Origin of the sequence: Bradyrhizobium campsiandrae, assembly GCF_014529705.1 — a bacterium.
Taxonomy (GTDB): domain Bacteria; phylum Pseudomonadota; class Alphaproteobacteria; order Rhizobiales; family Xanthobacteraceae; genus Bradyrhizobium; species Bradyrhizobium campsiandrae.
Map to the genome: position 1 here is coordinate 1 of NZ_JAANIH010000042.1, position 19306 is coordinate 19306.

Sequence of the window (19306 nt, forward strand, 5' to 3'; positions counted from 1 at the left end):
TACCGGCCTGCTCGGCTCGACGTTCGGTCTGATGATCAGCGCCTTCATGCTCTTTTCGTTGCCGCTAAACGTCATCGCATTAATGCATCTACAGGGATGGTCCTGGTTTGGTGCCCTTGTCGGGGCAGGTGGAGAGATAGGGCGCAAGGGCGTTGGCTGCGGCTCGGGAGCTGGGTCCTGCGGGACCTTAGGATAGAGTGGCTTGAATGGTTCCGCCGGGGGAGGTGCGGGCGTCGGTGTCCGGGGCTTTGTGGGAGGTGCGACCTTCGGCGGGGGCGGCTCGTCGCAGACATGCTGTTGATCACCCTCAAAGGGCACCCATTGGCCGTGCGGCATCTGCCGCAGGTTTATCCTGCGCCCGCAAAACTTGCATGGTCTGCTGTAGCTGGACATCGCCCCCCTTGCTCAACCGGAAGTACCACCGATGGTAGCAACGCTTCAAGCTGTTGTGATAATGTGCGGTCCTGGCTGCAGGGAGGCATTTTTAGGTGTCGCGCCAATATGCGAGTTGGTCGATCGCACAACTCGAAGAAGAATTTGAACGCGCCCAGGACGGCGGCGATCGAGCGGCGGTTGAGAAGGTCGTTAGCGAACTCCGTTTCCGCACCACCTCCAAGGCCCGTTCGCTGCTTCAGGCGGCGGAAAGAGTCCTGGGCGTTGCCCAAAAGCCGCGCAGTGAGCCGCGAGGCGCGGCGAAACCACCGCCGAACGGGAAGACAGGCCCAGCGCCAAAGCCGTCTCCCGCAGCGAAGGGCCAGCCGTCGCGTAAACCGACAGCGGAGCAGCAGCAGGCGATTGATCAGTTTCAGCGCGGCGGCTCTGTGAAGATCAATGCTTATGCCGGCACCGGCAAGACCTCGACGCTAGAATTCCTGGCGCACAGCACATCCAAGCGCGGTCAATACATTGCGTTTAACCGCGACATTGTCCGCGATGCCAAAGAGAAGTTTCCTAATACCGTGAACTGCTCGACCAGCCACGGTCTCGCCTTCAGGGCAGCGCCGTCGGCCTATCGAAACAACTCCGATAAGATGACGGGGAAGGTCAACGCCAATCAGCTTGCGGAGATGCTGAACCTAAAACGGTGGAGCGTCGACGGCAGGCACGTCCTGCAACCGCGGTCGCAGGGATATCTCATCCTTGATACATTGCGCCGCTATATGCAGAGCGCCGATGCCGAACTGGCGGCGCATCACGTTCCCCGACACGGTTCACTGCTTGCCGCCCCCGAGGCCACTATGCGAGCGGTGACGGAGTTCGCGCTCCACGGCGCAAAGCACGTGTGGGGCCGGATGAGGGGCGAGACCGATCCTATGCCGCTCGGTCATGACGGCTACCTAAAACTGTGGGCTCTCAGCAATCCTGCGATTGCTGCCGACTTTATTCTTCTCGATGAGGCGCAGGATACGAATCCGGTTGTGCTGGACGTGCTGCGGAAGCAGCCGGCTCAGATGATCTATGTGGGCGACAAGTACCAGCAAATCTACGAATGGCGCGGCGCGGTGAACGCGATGGAAAAAATCGAGACCCAGGAGGAGACCTACCTCACCACCTCGTTCCGCTTTGGCCCTGCCATCGCGGAATGGGCCTCGAAGCTCTTGCTCCTTCTCGGCGAAAAGCGGCCGCTCAAAGGCAATATAACGGTCAAGAGCCGGGTGGGAAGCGTTGAGCCACGGACCATCCTGGCGCGCACCAACGCGACCACCATTGCGGCAATCATCGAGTGCCTGGATGAAGGCAAGAAGCCTCATCTTGTCGGTGGCACAGATGAATTGATTGACATGCTGCGCGGCGTGCAGGACCTGAAGGAAGGCAAACAGAGCACGGTTCCGGACTTCTTCGGCTTCGACAAATGGGAGCAGGTTGTTGAATTCGCCAAGAGCGGCGAGGGCGATCACCTGATGTCGTTCGTGAACCTGGTCGAGACGCGCGGCGAGCGTCAGTTGATGTGGGCGCTCAACCGCACTGTCGACGAAGAGCGAAGCGACCTGACCATCTCGACCGCCCACAAAGCGAAGGGCCGCGAGTGGAGCACAGTCCGCCTCATGGATGATTTCCTGCGCGGCCAGCCGGGAAAGCCCACTGATGGCCCTGATCCCGCCGAGGTACGTCTCTTCTACGTGGCGCTGACCCGCGCAAAAGAAGCCGTCGAGGTCCCGCCGGCGGTTCTGTCGCTAATCCGATAAGTGCACCCATGAAGGCCATTTCTGCTCACGCGCTTGCCCAGACTTCAAGTTGTTGGTGTCCGCCCCGTACGAGATAATAGCTCGATGCGGCTAACACCTCTGCAAGTCGCGGCTCCAAATTGCCTCTGCTGATGCCTGGCTGGACCACCACCATCCCAAATTTGACGGGCCGCCGCGTTGCAAGCTCAAGCATCCGCGCTTCATCACCGCGCACAAGTCTGCCGACACCTTTCCCTCGGCGCATGCGGTCCAGAGATCGGTCGACCAGGCGAGGGAGATCGCACCAGATCATGGACTTAACTGCCTGTGCGCAGACTTCATAGACATCATCAACACGGTTGCCGGGTTGGGCGCCGCCCGCACCCTTGCAATGATACAGTGTAACATCGACACCATCGTCAGCGGCAGGGCGCAGCACTATGAAATCTGCAGCTTCGCCGCTACCGTGGTCCCAGTAGACGACGGCGTTCTCAACGAGATCTAGTTGCCGTGCGAGAAACAGCTGGATGGAGTTGTTGAGAACGCGTCCTCGGTTATCGGCGTACTCTACCCTGATGTCTACGCCACCGCCTTGCCAATCGATCGCCCTGATCTGTTGAACGTCAAACGGGTTGTAAGGCTCGGCGGGAGCAGGAAAGTGTTCGTCGCCGCACACCCTGGACCAATCGTCCAGCATCAGGTTCAGGGGGTTGTCGTTGAGGTAATCGACGATGTCCTCCGCGCGACGACCGAAAGCGAGCTCCACTTTGACTTGGTCCTCCGACAGATATGAGAATTGCGGGCTCTCGGCGATCTTGAATTGAATTCGTGTCTCCAGCCCTAGACCTTCCAGCAGGAGCCGAGCGCCTCTGGCATCCGACTGTTCAACTTCGAGGCTGAATTGCGTGAGGGAGTCTTCCGCCGGCCGCCCATCGATCTCGAACTTGGCGATGGGGGGATCGATGTAGATGTCTTTGTCCCATTCGGCCCACAAGACATGGGCAGGTATGGCACCGATAATCTCGCCCATCTGAAGCAAATCAAGATTGCTGCCGGTTACCGCAGCCCTCTCGTCCAGTATTTTTCGGGCCAGATTTTTGCACCAGCCCAGCAGCTCTGGCAGACTAAAGGACGTGTTGCTCCAGATTTTGGACGCGCTGCTCAGACCAATCGTTACCTCATTCCCGTTCTCAATGGCGCTTCCGAAACAATGTCCTCGGTGAAAAAGGCGCGCGTCTTCCGCTCTGATGGCCTCGTCCACATGGGACCCGGTCAACATGCGGTAGGACTCAGTCAGGCTCGACTGCTGACGATTTCGCATGCCGACATTGTAAAACCGTGCCTGCTCCAACTCTTTGAGCGCACGGTTGAGCTCGGACAAGCCGAGTATCTTGGGATCATATCCAACGAGGTCGCGCACAACCCGACGATAAAGGCCGTCGCCGCGGGAAGAAGCGCAGATGAAAAGAAGCGATGAGGCCGGGTCGAAGTAAAAAATGAAAAGGTCGTATTCCACATCAATGAGCGCATCGTCCGTCGACCATGGTACAGGCGAGCGCATCCTTGTGAGATAAACGCCTGAATTTGTATCCTCGCTCACGCGCCCGAAAATTTGTTCCCGATCGATACCGAAATCCGGCACGGCGTTGATGTCGAACGCTTCGCGCAGCCTATAAATTTTCACGTGCGCATAGGGCGAAAGCGAATACAGCGACATATCGGAAAGGTCGGGTATCGTGCCGACGTCGTGTCCGAAGGTCTCGATAAACTCCCGTGCCTCGACTTCGCGCTGTACCCGCGCGGCGCTGAGGTTTGGGATGATGTCGGACCAGACCGCGCCAGCCGAGTACAGCTTCTCCGCTTCGACCTTTACGCCTGAAGCTGTTGCCAGAAATGTAGCGTCGCCCAGCCGCTCGCCGGCTGTTCTCGCGAAGCGTCCAATAAATTGAAGAGTAACCGCCAGAGATCGATGTGGCGAGTGCACAGCCGCGATCTTTAGGCGTGGCATGTCAAAGCCTTCGCCAAGCATGTTGACGCAGATGATGCCGTCCAATTCGTTGGCAGCAAGGCTTGCAAGGACCCGCTTGACGTAGCCGAGCGAGTGAGTGCCCTGGATTAGCTTGAGCCGCAGCCCCGTATGCGTTTCGTAGAGTTGGACCAGCTCGGTTGCTCGTTTCTTACTATCTGTTCGGACCATCAGCAGGTGATCAAGGCTTGCGGCGCGATCGGCCGCCAATTTTCGCTCTGCCGCTTGGGCAACAGCGATGTCCTCCATCTGCTGGCGGTTCTCACCCGGAGGGATTTGATCGACGAGTTGAAACTGGATGTGGCCAAACACGCCATCCTGGTAGGCGCGCTTAAGATCGTAAGTGTAAGCGAAGCGGCCCAGAATCTCGCGGTCGTCACGGCGGAACGGGGTGGCCGTAAAGAGCACCCGTCGGGCGTCCTTGAACATGTCGAGTGTAGCAGTCCACGAGGCTGCCGGACTGTGATGGGCCTCATCAACCAGGATCAGGTTGAACAGATCAGCGGGCGGGACGGGGATCTGTTCCAATTGCGGACTCACGCTTGGCACGGTGGCGACGACGACATCAAAATCCCGAAGACCTTCCCATTGCAGGGGATCGGTGATTCTGCCGCTCGTCGCCATGACGTTTGGGTCTGGCAGATCGGCGGGAAGCGCGCCGAGGCGCTTCAAAACGCCGAGTTTCTTGAAGTCATCGGCGATCTGCTCACGCACGAGCCGACTTGGCGTCAAGACCAAGACACGGTTGGCTTGCAGCAGAAACGCGCTTGCCTGGAGGACCGCCGTTTTGCCGGTCCCGGTCGGCATCGTAATAATCGCTGCGTCGTTACGCCCGCTGAAATGGGAGCCGACGGCGAATAATGCGCCGCGCTGGGCTTCCCGAAAACCGGGCGTTTCAGCGTCTGCAAGCGGAAAAGTAAGCTTCAAATAATGGTCTGAAAAGTAAGACAAGCGCGAATCTCCTTGCCAAGGGATTCTGCGGTATGCCTAGTCTTTACTCAACCATTAGATGTTAACTAATAGGGGACTCAACGGCGAGTCCATCCGACCCGGTGGTCAAACGGAAAGCCGTAACCTGCCAGGCAACGGCTTTACGGCGATTCCTAAGCCACCCTCAAATGTCGTCGGCTTCCAGGTCATCCATTCGATACTCCCCGGCTTCAACTCTCTTGTCGCGCGCATCTCGGGTTTTGATCCCATCGTTCAGGATGTGCAGAAACTCAAGGGCGCCGTTTAAACTTACCGGGCGATCGTACGCCGTTTCGGATTCGAAATAGTGAGCGTCCAATGAGTGCTTACTGAGCCGCGTCGTAACTTTTTTTGCGATAGTTACGGACGGCGAATTCCGACCAAACTGGGCACAGCAATTTGGGGAGCAATCGGGCGTTCATCCCGAACGAGAATGAAAGTCTGGTGAGGTGTTTTAAAAGCTTGGCCGACGCACTCTCGCCGATCCCCGTTGCGATCGACTAAAGTAACAGTGCTAGGAGGAACCATGCGTTGCTTCGCCCCACGGGGGACGAGACGTCCCAAGGCGTGGCCGGAAAAGATGGTATTACCAAATGCTTCACCGTCATACATTCGGTGAAACGTCGTAGACACAACGATGCGTCGAATCTCAACCCGAAAGCTGTTGACCGGATCAGGAAATATCCCGGGCTCGAGAACAACAAGGCAGCAGGCACTAGGGTTCGTTTTGATATATCGTCGGAATGTAGCGTAGTTCGAGCCGCCGAATTGCTTCGCCAGCGCCATTGCTGCCTTGAAGCCGAACTCGCTATCATGCGCGTGCTGCGCGAATACGTCGCCCTGAAAAAGGGCCTCTGATGCGAATACGTTGGCTTCTCGCTCAAAAAGATCATGAATATCGGGGTCGAGAGTCTTTTCGCAGTCGTGGATGAGCGAATAGACCTTGCTCTGATGGGGCATGGTCCCGTGCCCCGCCTCGTGCAGCTTCACAAACGGAATGCGGGGTAGAGGGATGTCTTTGTCGATCACGACCAAGCGGTCGTTCGCCTCGAACAGCCCCAGCACCTTGCTCAGCGCCGACTTGATTGTAGCGACGCTTGCTTTGGCGGACACGATAAACCGCTTCAGAAAGGACTCGTTGAGAATTTGATCGTCCACCACGGTGAGCTTGGCGGCTTCCATGATGGTCTTTACCGGGGTCGGAAAGATGCCGTAGGCGCCGGCATCTCGAAGCAGCCGATCGGCATGCCGCTGAACGTCGGCGAGCTGTTGTGGCGTGAGGAGCGAGTCGTCGGGACGGGTCACGCGCGCGTTTGTTTCCGAATGAAGGCCAGATACTCCATCAGCGCTTTTTCTTCATCCGGCGTTAGATCGCCGACGGCAAACGTGGCCGCCTTTCGCGCATTCTCCGCCGAAAGATAACCGGCTCGATCCATGAGGTCCTCATAGGAGGTCTTGTAGAGACCGGCCAAGACGTGAAGCACGTTCGGCGAGGGTTTCGCAATTTTATCATTCTCAAGTTGACTAAGATACGCGTTCGAGACGTCTTTGCCAGTGGCTTCTTCGACCTGGCGCAAGGTCAGACCGGCGATGTCCCGTAGTCGCGCCAAATGTTTTCCAAAAGTCAGCTTCGGCGGCTGCTCTTTCTTGTCGCTCATGACGTTTCCGTATGTGGCTGATTCAATAAAAGAATTACGCCATTTTGCTTGCTATGTCAAGCGTTGCCAACCGTTTGCTTGACAAATTTAGCAGCTCTGCATATATTTAGCTTATCGCCGTAAGGTTCACCCTTTGGAGGACTTAATGCATAGCAATGGAGAAAATCCCGATCTGGAAAAGGCTGAGGTCGATCTCGATAAGGCCTTGAAGGATCTCGAAAAGGCCGAACACGAGATCGAGGACGCCAAGCACGAAATCGAGGAGGCCAAGAAGGAGCCCTTGGTCGAGTTCGAGGACGTCAACTCGTTAGAGACCGTGACGTTTCACACGTCCTGGGAGACGACTTTGGCGGCCGCTTGGGACAAGGCGGCGCACAAGCTGAAGGAGCCGCGCAAGCCCGACGACCGTCTGCAGAGTGCTTCTGGTCATGATCTGATGCCTTATCTCTCGCTCACCTTGCGTGAGCTGATCGACAAGAAGATCGTCAAGGCTCTCAGCTTCCAGATCGTCGGCCCGACGGGCGGTGCTTATGACCATTTTTGGTAAGCCGCCGGTTCAGGATATCGCGACCGGCCGGCAGGTCTTTGCCGAGCACCTCCAGCGCGCGCTCAAGGGGCGTTCGCTGGAGGAGGTCGGTTGGGCTCAGCCCGACGACCTTACGCTGTTGGTGCCGATGTTCGCCACGACGGCCGACCATCGCGTTGATGCCTATCTCCTGCGGCTCTCCTTCGATCATTACCCGACGTGGCCGCCGGGGACGCAGTTCGTGAATCCCCTCACGCTTCAATACAAGGTCAACGAAGACGCAAAATGGGTTCCGAACGCGCCGGGGCACCCCGAAATTGCATTCCATACGAACTACGCTAGCAGTGGCCTGCAACTCGTGTGTTGCTCGCTTACGCTCGAATTTTACAAAGTGAATCATTCTGTCGACCCGAAGTTGGTCTGGCAGGGTGATCGCCAGACCTTTATGGCCACCATCGCGTCGATCCGGCGCATTTTGGTGCCGCCGCACTATCTGGGTCGCGCCGCATGACCGTGCCAAGCCTGATTGCATCGGCGGATACGATCCGCCTGACCTCGAATTGGTTGCGTTCCATGAAGGGCGTTGAGTCCTGCTGCTTCTGGTTTGGCCAGAGGCCGGCAGAAGGTGCGGCGGTCGTGGCCGCAGTCGTCGTCCCGCGCCAGCGAAACAATCAGGGGCACTATTTTGTAGAGCCGAGCGCTATGATCGACGTTGCCAATGTCGCTCGCCCTCGTGGTTGGAAGAACTTGGCGCAAATCCATTCGCACCCGGGTGACTGGGTTTCGCACTCCGGCTATGACGACGAGATGGCAAACAGCCGTCGCGCGCTTTCGCTGATCTATCCCAACTATGGCCATGTACCCGGTATGTGGAGATACCGCGGCTGGATTGCGCGGCTCTGGCCGGCGGCATTACCCGCCGAGATCGGCGTGACCGCCTTCCTCGATCATCGTTGGCAAAGGCTCGACCAGCCTTCGGCCAATCTTGCCGTGACCATCGGGTCGGTGCCGCCCCCTAAATTGATTGATCTGCGCTAATGACGGTCGAGATCGAACAGCTCTCGGATCGCCATTTTCGGCCAGACCCTGCCGGGATTCTGGCCGACACCGCCGCGGCGCGGCAAGGCCATGTGCTGGTTTCGATCAGCACCGCCGCCGCGAGCACCAAGTCTGGGCAGGATGCGCTCTGGATGCTCACGAATTTGCTCTGTCGGCAGTTCAAACTCGTCACTTCCATCATTTTTGACATTCCTGACTTGCCAACGTTCGAGAAGCTCGCGGCTTTCGGGCAGGGCACGAAGTTGCTGCAGACCATGCTCAACTGCGTCCATGCCGTCGCGCACAATCACGTTGTCGCAAAATCTTACCGGCCGGAGGTGGCCGAGAACGTCACGATTGAACTCCATATCGGCAAGCCTCAAGGGGAGGCGAGGGCGCCGGAACGACTTGTGATTTTCGCAGATGGTTGGCGCCTATTTATCGGACGCAAATTCCCCGAAGGCGCCTCTACTACGTCAGAATTGTCGATCGGACCCTATCTCGCCGCCTGCTTTGCCGCTGGCGAAGTATTCAAACGCCTTAGAGGCCTAAAGCCGGGCAAGGGTGAGCTGCTCGGCGTTGATCGAGACCTGCTCCTTTCCGTGTGGTCGTGCGAAGCCGCCCCTTCATGGGAAGCGCTCGCGCCCGATCCCAAACTGCCGAACATGCCGCTGCCCGATTTCTACATCGCCGGCGCAGGAGCCGTAGCGCAAGCACTCGCCCTCGGGCTTGCCGGCGTGCCAGGTCTCCGCGGCTTTGCGGTCGCCGCAGATCCGGACACTTTGGATTTGTCGAATGACAATCGCTACGCGCTCAGCGCCATTGAAAACGACGGTTGGCCGAAATCGCCGATGATGAAGGCATTTTTGGAGCCGCGCGGTCTCAACGTGTTTGCTTATGAGAAGACCTGGCAAGACTACGTCAGTGGGTCAGGTAGAGACCACAAACGCGCTGAACTCGAACAGCTCGAACGCCGGTATCTCTACGGCATCATCTTGTCGTGTGTCGACGACAACGGGCCTCGTCACGCCATCCAAAATCTTTGGCCCGGTCTGATCATCGGGGGCAGCACGCTTGGGCTGACCGCAAAGGTCACCACGTATGACATGCGCGGCGACCAGCTTTGCTTGAAGTGCTTCAACGCCGTTATCGACCGAAATGATCGTGTGAAGGCGCGTTTGGACCATGCCCGAACGTTGAATCCGGAAGAGCGCCGTCAGTATTTTGAAGACCTGAAAATTGATCCGGATAGAGCATCGGAATACCTCGACGATCCGGGCTGCGGGAAACTTGGTGCGCAGGATCTCGACCGATTTGCTGCCGGTCCGCCAATGATGTCGGTGGGCTTTGTTTCGGTTGCTGCCGGCGTTCTGCTCGCGGCGCAATTCTTGCGCCTTCAGCTTAGCGGTCGCGCGCCGCTGACGGATCGCGGTGCACTTACTATCGCCAATTTCTATCGTCCGGGCATTCGCATCGTGCGATCAATGCCTGAGGCGACCTGCGATTGCGGGACCCGCCGTCTTAAAGACTGGCGACGAAACTGGTCTCAGCATTGAATTTCATGCAAGACCGCCGGCCGGCACGAGCCGGCTGTCTTCGCTGCAATCGCATTTTGTCCCAGCCTATGTTTCAAGGAGCGGATTTCGGCCTATGCCGATCCTCGAGTGCTGCGGATCTCCTCCACAAGTTGAGTTCAAGAAATATGGGGCGGTCGCGGTGCATAGCTGCCAGATATAAGGAACGCCTCGCCCGTGGGCATTCGCGATAGGAGCCCGACATCGCCGACCTGCTGCTGGTCGCGCGCGAGGAGTCCGGCGACATTCTCTGCGGCCATCTTTCGGGGCTGACGACCAAGGGTGGGCGCGATCCGGTTTTCATGGCGGTGCTCGCCGTGCGGATCAGGGATGCGACGCGGGCCATGCTCGAGATCGGCAATGAAGCGGACCAGTACCTCGTGTCGCGCCTCGCCGGGCTTTTCACCGAGATCGATCCGACAACGCTGGCTCTCATCGAAGCGAATGCCGGCTACTTCGCGCCGGTCGAGATCGACGCGCGCAACGAGGTCCTGGCCTCGCTGTCCGGCGCCATCGATGGCCCGGGCCAGCTCGTCTCGTCAAAACTGCGCCAGCTCTGCACGAGTTTTTCGAAGGACGGGCCGCTCCCGGCTCCGTCAATGGCCGCTGAAAAGCACCGGCAATAACTGGACTGAAGCCGTTTTCGGTGCTCGATTCAAATAAGGCCCTCGTTCCGCGTGATGGCCGATGCCGCAGCCAGCCCCGATTGTAAGGCACCTTCCATGTAGCCGAAAAACGGTAGGCAGCAGTGCTCACCTGCAAAAACCAGCCGTCCATGGAACGGCCGATTGAGGAACGGACCAATGCGGGTGACTTCGCCGGGAGCGGGGCATGAATAACCGGCCCTCGTCCAACGCTCGGTGGGCCAGCAGATCAACGTGGGATCGCCGGTCAAATTCCCGGAATACCCGGCAAAGAGCTTTTCAAGCTCGCGCGCATAGTGCGCATTCAGCGCGTCCTGGCCTGATCCAAGCAGCCGTATCGCTTCCTGGGCGGCGTCTCCCCCGGCGAAGAGACTGAGCTCCACGGTTTGATCCATCATCTGGATCTGATTATCCGTGCCGTCCCAGGTCATTCCGATCGCATCCGACATGCCGTTTGGTGACAGGCCTGCACCGAACCAGAAGCGGCCTTTGAGCTCGCTCAGGTATTTGATCGCGAGGCCCATCGACATGTGACAGTCGGATGGAATGGCCGGGGCGATCGTGATGTCTGAAGGGGATGACGCAGTTGGCCACAGGCTGGGCGGGATGGCGAATACGACATGATCGAATTCAAGCGCGTTGCCGGCTGCGGACGTGAGAACGACTTTATCCTCCCGGATATCGATCCGTGCTATCGGCGTGTTGGTTGCGACATGGCCGCCTGCGGCCTGGATGCTCTCCGCGAGCTTGAATGCGAGCGTCTGATTGCCTTGCTCGCATTTCACGGTCTCGGACTGGGTAAAGTAATCGTCGGGCTTGCCATGAAGCCCGCCACCGCGAATGGCGGCGAGGTTGGCGAGCAGGCTTTGGCGGTTGGTGGGGGCGCCGTTGGTGTTGCCGAACTGGGCTTCCAGCGCGTTCTTTGCAAGCCTGCTGCAATCCTGCTTTTCGATCCAGTCCGCCAGGCTCGTCCGATCGAGATCGTGCGCGTGCGGGGTGTCCCAGCATCTATACGGGTCTGCCAGCTTTCTCGCTTCTGCGCAGATCTTCGCGATCACCGGCTCCATGTCGTCGTAGACTTGCTTGGTCTCTTTCGGCGAGAGCACCTGGCCGTCCAGCGACAGCGGCATATCGAGATTGAGGGACGTGAACGCTTCCTCCGTGGTGAGCACGCTCAATCCAAGACCGAACTGCTTGGCAAGCAGCAGCCAGGTTAAGTGATTGTATCCGATCAACTCGGCCCCGGCCTCGATCAGGCGGTGGGATGACGTGTGAAATTGGGTCCATACGCGGCCGCCGACGCGATCGCGCGCCTCGAAAACCTGGACTGTGCATGTTCGCGACAGGGTATGGCCGGCCATGAGGCCCGCGAACCCAGCACCGACGACGGCAACGCGCGTCTTCTTGTCTGCCCGTTCACGAGCGAACATGATATTTGCGTCGAACGTCTGCGCGAAGTTCGCAATCCTGTTCTGCAGGTCGCGCTGGCGCTGAAAGGCCGGCGCCCTGGTGCCAAAGCGCTGGTCGAGCCGCGCGTAGAGTGAACGAGCCATGGTGTCTCCGTCCTGGACGACGTCGGATCGCGCATCGGAAAAGCTGCGCTCTCCTCGACGCGAGTGAGGCGATGGCGCCGCCGGGGTACACGTTGCACAGCTGGGGTTTTCAAAAGGAAAGCGGTTGTCAACGGCAGCGACGTGTGCAACTTATAGCTGATCAATGGGAATGGCTCTAGTGGCCGGGCGGGGTAGCCCAGCGATCTTTGGCGCATGACCATAATATTTTTGTCGGCGTATTTGTGCTGACCGGCCCGGCGAGAGAGCGCCAGCGGTCATGGATTTTGGATGACGCGTTTGAGGCTGCGGACAGATTTTTGGGCGCGATGCCGGCAGCGGCGGATCATTGTTTCTGATGGGGTAATGTCCCGCACATAGCGGAGGAGCACTCATGTCAATTTTGCGCAGGTTCGACCCGCCGGCGTATCTGACCGATCTCGATCATGTCCCCGGCGGTCGCCAGCAATGGGATGAGTTTGTCAGCCTCTGCTTCAAATCCTCGATCGATGTTCAGAACGCTGTTCTTTCATCGGACCAAACGAAGCCCGGCACCGTCCAGTTCTTCGATCCCAAGCAATACGATGCCAAGACGACGCTCGTTGAGCAGCCGATTGTCTGGAACGCCTTTCCCAAGACCCTGATCCTAAAATTCGGGCGCGACCGCGCGCTCCAGGAGGCTGACAGCCTGTGGCCACTCTCGCCTTATGATGCCTATCATAAACCCTACGATAGTGCGCTGCCGGCCCAGCGGCTGATGCTGGCAAAAACGAAGGTCTGGTTCCGGCCGCTCGATGAATATTGCGAATGGTTCGTCGAGCGCGACCCTGCCACCGGACGGATCGCGCGAGTCACCTTCACGTCCGAACCGCCCGAATACTGGACCGCGATCTTCGGTGGGAGCGTCAACATCGATGACGGCGTGTCCTATCGTTTCTCCGGCAACCCTGAATACGCCGCCCACCTCTATCGTGAGCTCACGGGCAAGCCGGTCGAGGTCGACGACCTCCGGGTCAAGGTGCCGTTTGGGGGCCTGCAGGTGGGCGACTACAACCCCAACAATAAGTGGAACACGACCCACGGCATTGCGCATCTGAATTGCCCGCCGAATTCGATCGGAGCCGAGATCAGGCTGGGTGCAGACGCTACGATCTTGCGGCAACGGCACGATGGAACGCCGGTCACATCGTCAGACGAACTCATCTGTTGTTCGCGCTATGGCGGCGCCAACCGGAACAGCGATCCCACGATTGGGGCCACCGTCAATGCACTCGCGCGACTGAAAGCGATGGTAACGCTCGTCAACCCGGTCGGTCTTTACATGGATGATATCGACCTGACGGGGTGGGAGCTCCCGGACGGGATAGCGCCACCCGAATGTATCCGCATCGTGAGGGGCGAGCCCGGCCGGATCGAGCGGCTGGTCGTCGAGGTGCCGCCCGAAACGGGGCGCTCGCTGAGTGATCTCATGATCGGCGGTGTGCCGTTGCGGTGGGGCGGGCAAATCGCCGAATGCATCACTGTCAAACTCGTCGGTGGCGCAACTGACCTGCGCACCGTGTCCAACGACAGGATCGAATGCGTCGGCCAAGCGTGCGTACTCCGTTCGGACACGCGCCTTCTGCGTGCCATCGATATCGGCACAAACATTCCACCGGGTTTGATGCCGGCTTTCTCGGAGCCGCATAGCCACGACGGCCGCGGCGCCGGCCCTGCCGTGGTCGCAACTCTCAACTATTCGCGCCGGGCGCATGGGGGCATCTGATGGCCAGGAGAGCAGTCGTCGCCGGCAAGAAGCCGATGGTCGCCGACACGAAGCCACGTGCAATGGCTCCGATAGAGCCCGTACTGGAACTGGATGACATCCAGGGAATCGCGGCTCCCGGCTTTCTCAAGCCGCATCATGCCCTGGTCTATCTCCGGCTGCCCGAAGCGATCGCGCAGCTAATTACAATCCGCGAACATCTGGCCGCCATGGTTTCCGCCGGGGCGATCGCTTGGCGGCAAAATCTTCGAAATATCGATCGACAAGCTCGTCGACGATCACATGCTGCTCGGCAGAGGCCTCTCGCTCGGCGCGATAGGCGTCTTGATGCGGCCGGGCATACGTAAGGAACGATCAGAGCTCTGAAGATTGCTTCCGGAGCAGGGGGGCACCGGCGAGAACGTACTTAAGATTGGAAATCAAGGGCGCGCCATCTGACAACAGTTTTGCCCGAAGCTGAATTGCTGAACGCAGAAAACTAACTTCCTGCCGATGAAGCCGCGAACAGCGGCAGTTCCTTTTCAACCCGGCTTGCGCCTGCAAAGTGGGGTTTGCCACAGCAAAATGCGGGAAGCCGAGCCTTTCAGCTTGACCCTTCAAAAATGCTTGTTCTAATTTTGTTCTCAGAGGGCCCATGCTGATTCTGCAGGCTCGCAGCCGGCCAGGAAACATGCACGAGATCATCTGTCCCCACTGTGCGAAGGCCTTCAAGGTCGACGAGTCCGGCTATGCCGAGATTCTGAAGCAGGTCCGTGACACGGATTTCGCACAGCAACTTCATGAACGCCTGGAATTAGCCGAGTGTGACAAGCAGAGCGCTGTTGAACTGGCCAAGGCCCAGCTGAGCAACGATCTGCAGAAGACTGCGGCCGCGAAGGATGCAGAAATCCGGCAGTTGAAGTCCAAGCTTGAGGGAAGCGAGGTCACCCAGAAGCTTGCTGTCACCGAGGCGCTCAGCGCCGTGGAAAAAGAGCGTGACAGGCTAGCGAACGCGCTGGCCGAGTCCCAGCGCGAAAAGAAAGCGGCCGCCGAGCTTGCTGAAGCGCTTCTAGCCAGTGAGCAGCACAAAATTGCCGCTGCCAAGGAAAGGGAAATCCAGGAGCTGAAGGCCAAGCTCCAGGCGCTCGAGTTTGAGAAAAAGCTTGCCTTGTCAGAAGCGGTCGTCGCCCTCGAAAAAGAGCGCGATGAGCTGAAGAACGGCATCAAACAGGTGCAGCTTGAAAAACAGCTCTCTGAGCAGTCGCTGAAGGACAAGTACGAAACGCAAATCAAGGATCGCGATGACGCGATTGAGCGCCTTAAGGATATGAAGGCCCGCCTCTCGACCAAGATGGTCGGGGAGACCCTCGAACAGCACTGCGAGACCGAATTCAACCGGGTGCGGTCAATGGCATTTCCGCGGGCGTATTTCGAGAAAGACAACGACGCGCGGACCGGCAGCAAGGGCGATTACATCTTCCGGGACTCGGACGAGGTCGGCAGCGAGATCATCTCGATTATGTTCGAGATGAAGAACGAGAGCGACAAAACCGCGACGAAAAGCAAGAACGAAGATTTTCTGAAGGAGCTCGACCGGGACCGGAGCGAGAAGGGCTGCGAATACGCCATCCTGGTCTCATTGCTTGAACCGGACAGCGAACTTTACAATGCCGGCATCGTCGACGTCTTCCACCGTTACCCGAAAATGTATGTTATCCGGCCGCAGTTCTTCTTGCCGATGATCACGCTCTTGCGGAATGCGGCCATCAACTCGCTCAAGTACAAAGCCGAGCTTGCGCTTGTGAGAGCGCAGAATATCGACATCACGCAGTTTGAAAGTCAGCTAGAGACGTTTAAGACGGCATTCTCGAAGAACTACGATCTTGCTTCCAGGCATTTCCAAACCGCGATCGCCGAGATCGATAAGTCCATCGATCATCTCCAAAAAACAAAGGATGCATTGATCGGTGCAGACCGCAATCTCCGCCTCGCGAACGACAAGGCGCAGGACGTGACGATCAAGAAGCTGACCCGGGGCAATCCGACGATGGCGGCGAAATTTGCTGAGCTAAAGAGCCCGCCCGCTGAAGCTGCGGAGTGAGGCAGGCAGGAGCCAGGCAAAACAAACGTGATGTGAAACCGATTGGCGATTTTGCGGCGCTGCCACTAACAAGATAATCCATCTTCGGATAACAAGAATTTATTCCATAATCTATCTTATGCGAATAGGGATTCAAGGCCGTCGTCGAGGCACCTGTCGAGCCGTCGCCCTCTGGGCCTGCCGGCTCAAACTGGGAGAAAAATTTCGAAGTCCACGATTTCGCGGGTCACTGTCCGCTTAGGATCCTCTCGTCGATCCATCGAGAATAGAGCACGACGAACATCGTTCGCGCTTCGCCGGTGGCCTTCCAGCCCGCTTCTCGAAGCTTTGATTGAGCGCTCGAGCGCAAGGCGGACATGTCCAGTTCGCAGTCAAGCCTACGGACCAGGGAGCGGGCAATTTTGCCGGGAGCGTCCCATGCCGACACCTCCGTCCAATGGCTTGGATAAACGTCATATTCGTTGTAGATCGAGTGTTCTAAATCTGATCGTCAACATACCGCGACCGGCAAGGGAGAACCATCCAGACGCTGGCGCAGCAGCGCAACTACGATTCGCGAGGGGGCGAAGGCTTGAAGATTAGCGACCGTGACGGGGAATGGTCGGTCTGGATGCGAGCTGCGATCGAGGGCGACGCGGAGGCGTACCACCGGTTTCTTGTTTCCGTCACCCCGTGTTTGCGGTCGATGGCTTGTCGCCGCTGCCGCATCGTCGGCGTCGCGGAGACTGAAGCAGAAGATATTGTGCAGGAAGTGCTCCTCACAATCCATCTCAAGCGCACAACGTGGGACCCGTCGCGTCCGATTCGTCCGTGGATCGCCGCAATCACGCGCAACAAGTTCGTCGATGCCCTGCGTCGTCGCGGTCGGCATGTCGTTGTCCCGATCGATGACTTCCTCGAAATTCTTGGCGAGGAGGAGAAGGATGACGGGCTGTCGGCCCGCGAAATGGACAGATTGCTGTCGCAGTTGAAGACGCAGCAACGGGCAATCGTGCAATCAGTCTCCATCGAGGGAAATAGTATTAAGGACACGGCCGCGCAATTGAAGATGAGCGAGGGTGCTGTTCGGGTTGCGCTTCACCGCGCGCTTAAAATGCTGGCATCGCTCTATCGGAGTCATGAAGCTTGAAAACAGACGAATTCATCAACACCCTCGCCAGCGACCTGCGGCCTCAACATTCCCTTCATTGGGTTTTGCTCTGTGGACTGCTCTGTGGCGCGTTGCTCGCAGCGCTGGCGTTTGCTGTGTTTCTGGGTTTTCGCTCTGATATCCTCTCGGCGCTCACCTCCATCAGGTTCCTCTTCAAATTCGTGGTCACATTGACGTTGGCCATAACCGCGACCTACGCGACGTTGAATTTGGCGCGTCCCGACAGCGCAGGCAACCATCGCTCATGGAGCTTGTTGCTCACGCCCGTGATCCTCGTGGGCGCGGTCGCGGTTGAACTGATGGTGCTGCCGTCCCGGTCGTGGGAAGACAATCTCGTGGGCCATAACGCGACGCACTGTTTGACAGTGATCCCGCTGCTGTCTGCCGGTCCCCTCCTCTGCATCTTCGCCGCGCTCCGCAGAGGTGCCCCATCCGAACCGGGACTCACCGGTGCAGTAGCCGGATTAGCGGCAAGCGGCATTGGCGCAACATTCTATGCGGCCAACTGTACCGACGACAGCCCATTGTTCGTCGTCGCTTGGTATCCTCTCGCCGTTTTAATCGTCGCTGGCGTAGCTTATTTCATCGGCGCAAGAGCTCTTCGTTGGTGACCGCCATTGTAGAGCGTCGACGGCACGACGATCGACAGATCTTGGGCGAACCGAGAGAATGCGCTGCTTCTAACGATTGAGATTTCCCACGCCATCGGGCTCCATCGGAGCGGGGGCGGCCATATCTTCGACGCGCGAGCCCGACAAACCGGTAATAAGCCGGGTTCCGCGCTGAAACGTCACGTAGTTCCACGCCCAGTTCAACACGACTGTTATTCGGTTGCGAAAGCCGATCAGGTAATAGATGTGCGCGGCCGACCAAAGGAGCCAGGCAGGCAGACCGTGCAGCCGTATCGGGCCGAGTTGAGCCACGGCGCTCTTCCTGCCGATCGTCGCCATCGCTCCGAAGTCACGATAGCGAAAACGCGGAAGCGTTCTGCCAGCGGCGCGGGCCTTGAGAAGCTGGCCGACGAATTCTCCCTGCTGCTTGGCCACTGGTGCAACGCCTGCTAACGGCCGGCCATCATTGCCAATGCAATTGGCGGTGTCGCCAATCACGAAGATCTCCGGGTGGCCAGGAAGAGTGAGATCCTCGCCGACGCGTACGCGACCGGCATTGTCCACCTCCGCTTGCAGCCATCTTCCGGCCGGCGATGCCATGACGCCCGCGGCCCACACGATTGTCGCGGCTTCGATGGGCACTTCGCCCAGGCGTACGCCCTCACTATCACAGGACGTAACGGACTGATTCAGGCGCACGTCGACACCGAGCCGCTCAAGCGCAAATTTGGCCCGCTGGGAGAGTGGTTCGGGAAATGTCGGAAGCAACCTCGGTGCGGCCTGGACAAGGATGATACGGGCGTTTCGAGGATCGATATGTCGGAAGTCTGCCGCGAGCGCTTTCCGCGCCAGTTCCGCAATCGCCCCAGCCATCTCAACACCAGTCGGGCCACCGCCAACAACGACGAACGTGAGCAACGCCTGCCGCCTTGCTTCGTCCACTTCGCTTTCAGCTCTTTCAAATGCGACGAGAATTCGGCGGCGCAAATAAGTGGCGTCATCCACCCTTTTTAAGCCCGGAGCATGCACTGACCATTCGTCATGACCAAAATAGGCGTGCTGAGCTCCTGTCGCCAGAATGAGAACATCGTAGGGTATCTGACGTTCTTCAGCGATCACCGCCCCTTCGTCGATCGACACGCCGGAAACATTTGCGAGAACGACCCGAATGTTCTTGTACCTGCTAAGGATGCTGCGGATCGGCGATGCAATGTCGGCTGGCGACAATCCTGCGGTCGCGACCTGATATAATAGCGGCTGGAACAAATGATAGTTGTGGCGGTCGACCACGGTCACATCGAAGCCTGATCCGCCCAACTGCTTTGCGGCGGCAAGCCCTGCAAAGCCCGCGCCGACGATTACGACACGCTGTGTTGATGGGTTGTCGAGTTGAGGACTACGCACATTCAGGGCTCCTTCTGCCTACACGCGTGTCCCCAACTACGCGGCAATGTGCCCTGACGTTACAAACGCGCAGACTTGTGATGCGATTCGACCCGGAGGAAGCCGCCGCGAAATAGCTGACTTGTTGGAGTCAACGCGCTGCGCGC

The 19306-nt window shown here is 58.5% G+C and carries 17 protein-coding genes; 12 read left to right on the top strand and 5 right to left on the bottom strand.

The window, feature by feature from the left end:
- Both G8O24_RS44100 and G8O24_RS27080 read left to right on the top strand, forming a co-directional pair.
- A partial coding sequence (locus G8O24_RS44100) for a hypothetical protein (protein ID WP_210324911.1) occupies positions 1 to 196 on the top strand: 196 nt, incomplete at its 5' end.
- 292 nt (positions 197 to 488) lie between these two features.
- Positions 489 to 2186, top strand: coding sequence for a UvrD-helicase domain-containing protein (locus G8O24_RS27080; protein WP_188104687.1), 1698 nt, complete (start codon positions 489 to 491; stop codon positions 2184 to 2186).
- Positions 2187 to 2211: 25 nt separating this feature from the next.
- Here G8O24_RS27080 and G8O24_RS27085 read toward each other — a convergent pair whose 3' ends face one another.
- From G8O24_RS27085 to G8O24_RS27095, 3 genes are all read right to left on the bottom strand, one after another.
- On the bottom strand, positions 2212 to 5142 hold the full coding sequence (locus G8O24_RS27085; RefSeq protein ID WP_188104689.1) for a DEAD/DEAH box helicase: 2931 nt from the start codon (positions 5140 to 5142) through the stop codon (positions 2212 to 2214).
- Positions 5143 to 5520: 378 nt separating this feature from the next.
- A complete protein-coding gene (locus tag G8O24_RS27090) occupies positions 5521 to 6465 on the bottom strand; it encodes an ImmA/IrrE family metallo-endopeptidase (protein WP_188104691.1) in 945 nt (314 codons plus the stop codon).
- The gene (locus tag G8O24_RS27095) at positions 6462 to 6818 is read right to left on the bottom strand and encodes a helix-turn-helix domain-containing protein (protein ID WP_038975218.1); all 357 of its coding nucleotides are present in this window, start codon (positions 6816 to 6818) and stop codon (positions 6462 to 6464) included. Before G8O24_RS27095 ends, G8O24_RS27090 begins: the two co-directional genes overlap by 4 nt.
- Positions 6819 to 6963: 145 nt before the next feature.
- Here G8O24_RS27095 and G8O24_RS27100 point away from each other — a divergent pair, with 145 nt between their 5' ends.
- The 5 genes from G8O24_RS27100 to G8O24_RS27120 all read left to right on the top strand — a co-directional run bounded on the left by G8O24_RS27100 (position 6964) and on the right by G8O24_RS27120 (position 10582).
- The gene (locus G8O24_RS27100) at positions 6964 to 7365 is read left to right on the top strand and encodes a hypothetical protein (RefSeq protein WP_188104693.1); all 402 of its coding nucleotides are present in this window, start codon (positions 6964 to 6966) and stop codon (positions 7363 to 7365) included.
- A complete protein-coding gene (locus tag G8O24_RS27105; RefSeq protein WP_038975216.1) occupies positions 7349 to 7855 on the top strand; it encodes a hypothetical protein in 507 nt (168 codons plus the stop codon). The genes G8O24_RS27100 and G8O24_RS27105 overlap by 17 nt, the downstream gene beginning before the upstream one ends.
- Positions 7852 to 8382 (top strand): Mov34/MPN/PAD-1 family protein, encoded by a 531-nt coding sequence (locus tag G8O24_RS27110; RefSeq protein ID WP_188104695.1) that lies wholly within the window; start codon positions 7852 to 7854, stop codon positions 8380 to 8382. Before G8O24_RS27105 ends, G8O24_RS27110 begins: the two co-directional genes overlap by 4 nt.
- The gene (locus tag G8O24_RS27115) at positions 8382 to 9938 is read left to right on the top strand and encodes a ThiF family adenylyltransferase (RefSeq protein WP_188104697.1); all 1557 of its coding nucleotides are present in this window, start codon (positions 8382 to 8384) and stop codon (positions 9936 to 9938) included. Before G8O24_RS27110 ends, G8O24_RS27115 begins: the two co-directional genes overlap by 1 nt.
- Before the next feature lie 320 nt (positions 9939 to 10258).
- Positions 10259 to 10582 carry a hypothetical protein gene (locus G8O24_RS27120; RefSeq protein WP_188104699.1) on the top strand — a complete coding sequence of 108 codons (324 nt, stop codon included), beginning with the start codon at positions 10259 to 10261 and terminating at the stop codon, positions 10580 to 10582.
- Between the two features lie 29 nt (positions 10583 to 10611).
- Here the strand turns inward: G8O24_RS27120 and G8O24_RS27125 are convergent, their stop codons facing one another.
- Positions 10612 to 12153: a flavin monoamine oxidase family protein gene (locus tag G8O24_RS27125; protein WP_188104701.1), complete on the bottom strand. Its 1542-nt coding sequence runs from the start codon at positions 12151 to 12153 to the stop codon at positions 10612 to 10614.
- A 391-nt stretch (positions 12154 to 12544) separates the two neighbouring features.
- Here G8O24_RS27125 and G8O24_RS27130 point away from each other — a divergent pair, with 391 nt between their 5' ends.
- The 5 genes from G8O24_RS27130 to G8O24_RS27150 all read left to right on the top strand — a co-directional run bounded on the left by G8O24_RS27130 (position 12545) and on the right by G8O24_RS27150 (position 17756).
- A complete protein-coding gene (locus G8O24_RS27130; protein WP_188104703.1) occupies positions 12545 to 13915 on the top strand; it encodes a DUF8225 domain-containing protein in 1371 nt (456 codons plus the stop codon).
- Complete coding sequence (locus tag G8O24_RS27135) at positions 13915 to 14262, top strand: hypothetical protein (RefSeq protein WP_188104705.1); 348 nt, start codon at positions 13915 to 13917, stop codon at positions 14260 to 14262. Before G8O24_RS27130 ends, G8O24_RS27135 begins: the two co-directional genes overlap by 1 nt.
- Before the next feature lie 323 nt (positions 14263 to 14585).
- Entirely contained in the window at positions 14586 to 15995 is a 1410-nt protein-coding gene (locus G8O24_RS27140) for a DUF2130 domain-containing protein (RefSeq protein ID WP_188104796.1), read from the top strand.
- 571 nt (positions 15996 to 16566) lie between these two features.
- Entirely contained in the window at positions 16567 to 17124 is a 558-nt protein-coding gene (locus G8O24_RS27145) for a sigma-70 family RNA polymerase sigma factor (protein WP_188104707.1), read from the top strand.
- Positions 17121 to 17756, top strand: coding sequence for an NrsF family protein (locus G8O24_RS27150; protein WP_188104709.1), 636 nt, complete (start codon positions 17121 to 17123; stop codon positions 17754 to 17756). The genes G8O24_RS27145 and G8O24_RS27150 overlap by 4 nt, the downstream gene beginning before the upstream one ends.
- A gap of 69 nt (positions 17757 to 17825) precedes the next feature.
- Here G8O24_RS27150 and G8O24_RS27155 read toward each other — a convergent pair whose 3' ends face one another.
- Positions 17826 to 19160: an NAD(P)/FAD-dependent oxidoreductase gene (locus G8O24_RS27155; RefSeq protein ID WP_311972331.1), complete on the bottom strand. Its 1335-nt coding sequence runs from the start codon at positions 19158 to 19160 to the stop codon at positions 17826 to 17828.
- Positions 19161 to 19306: the final 146 nt, after the last annotated feature.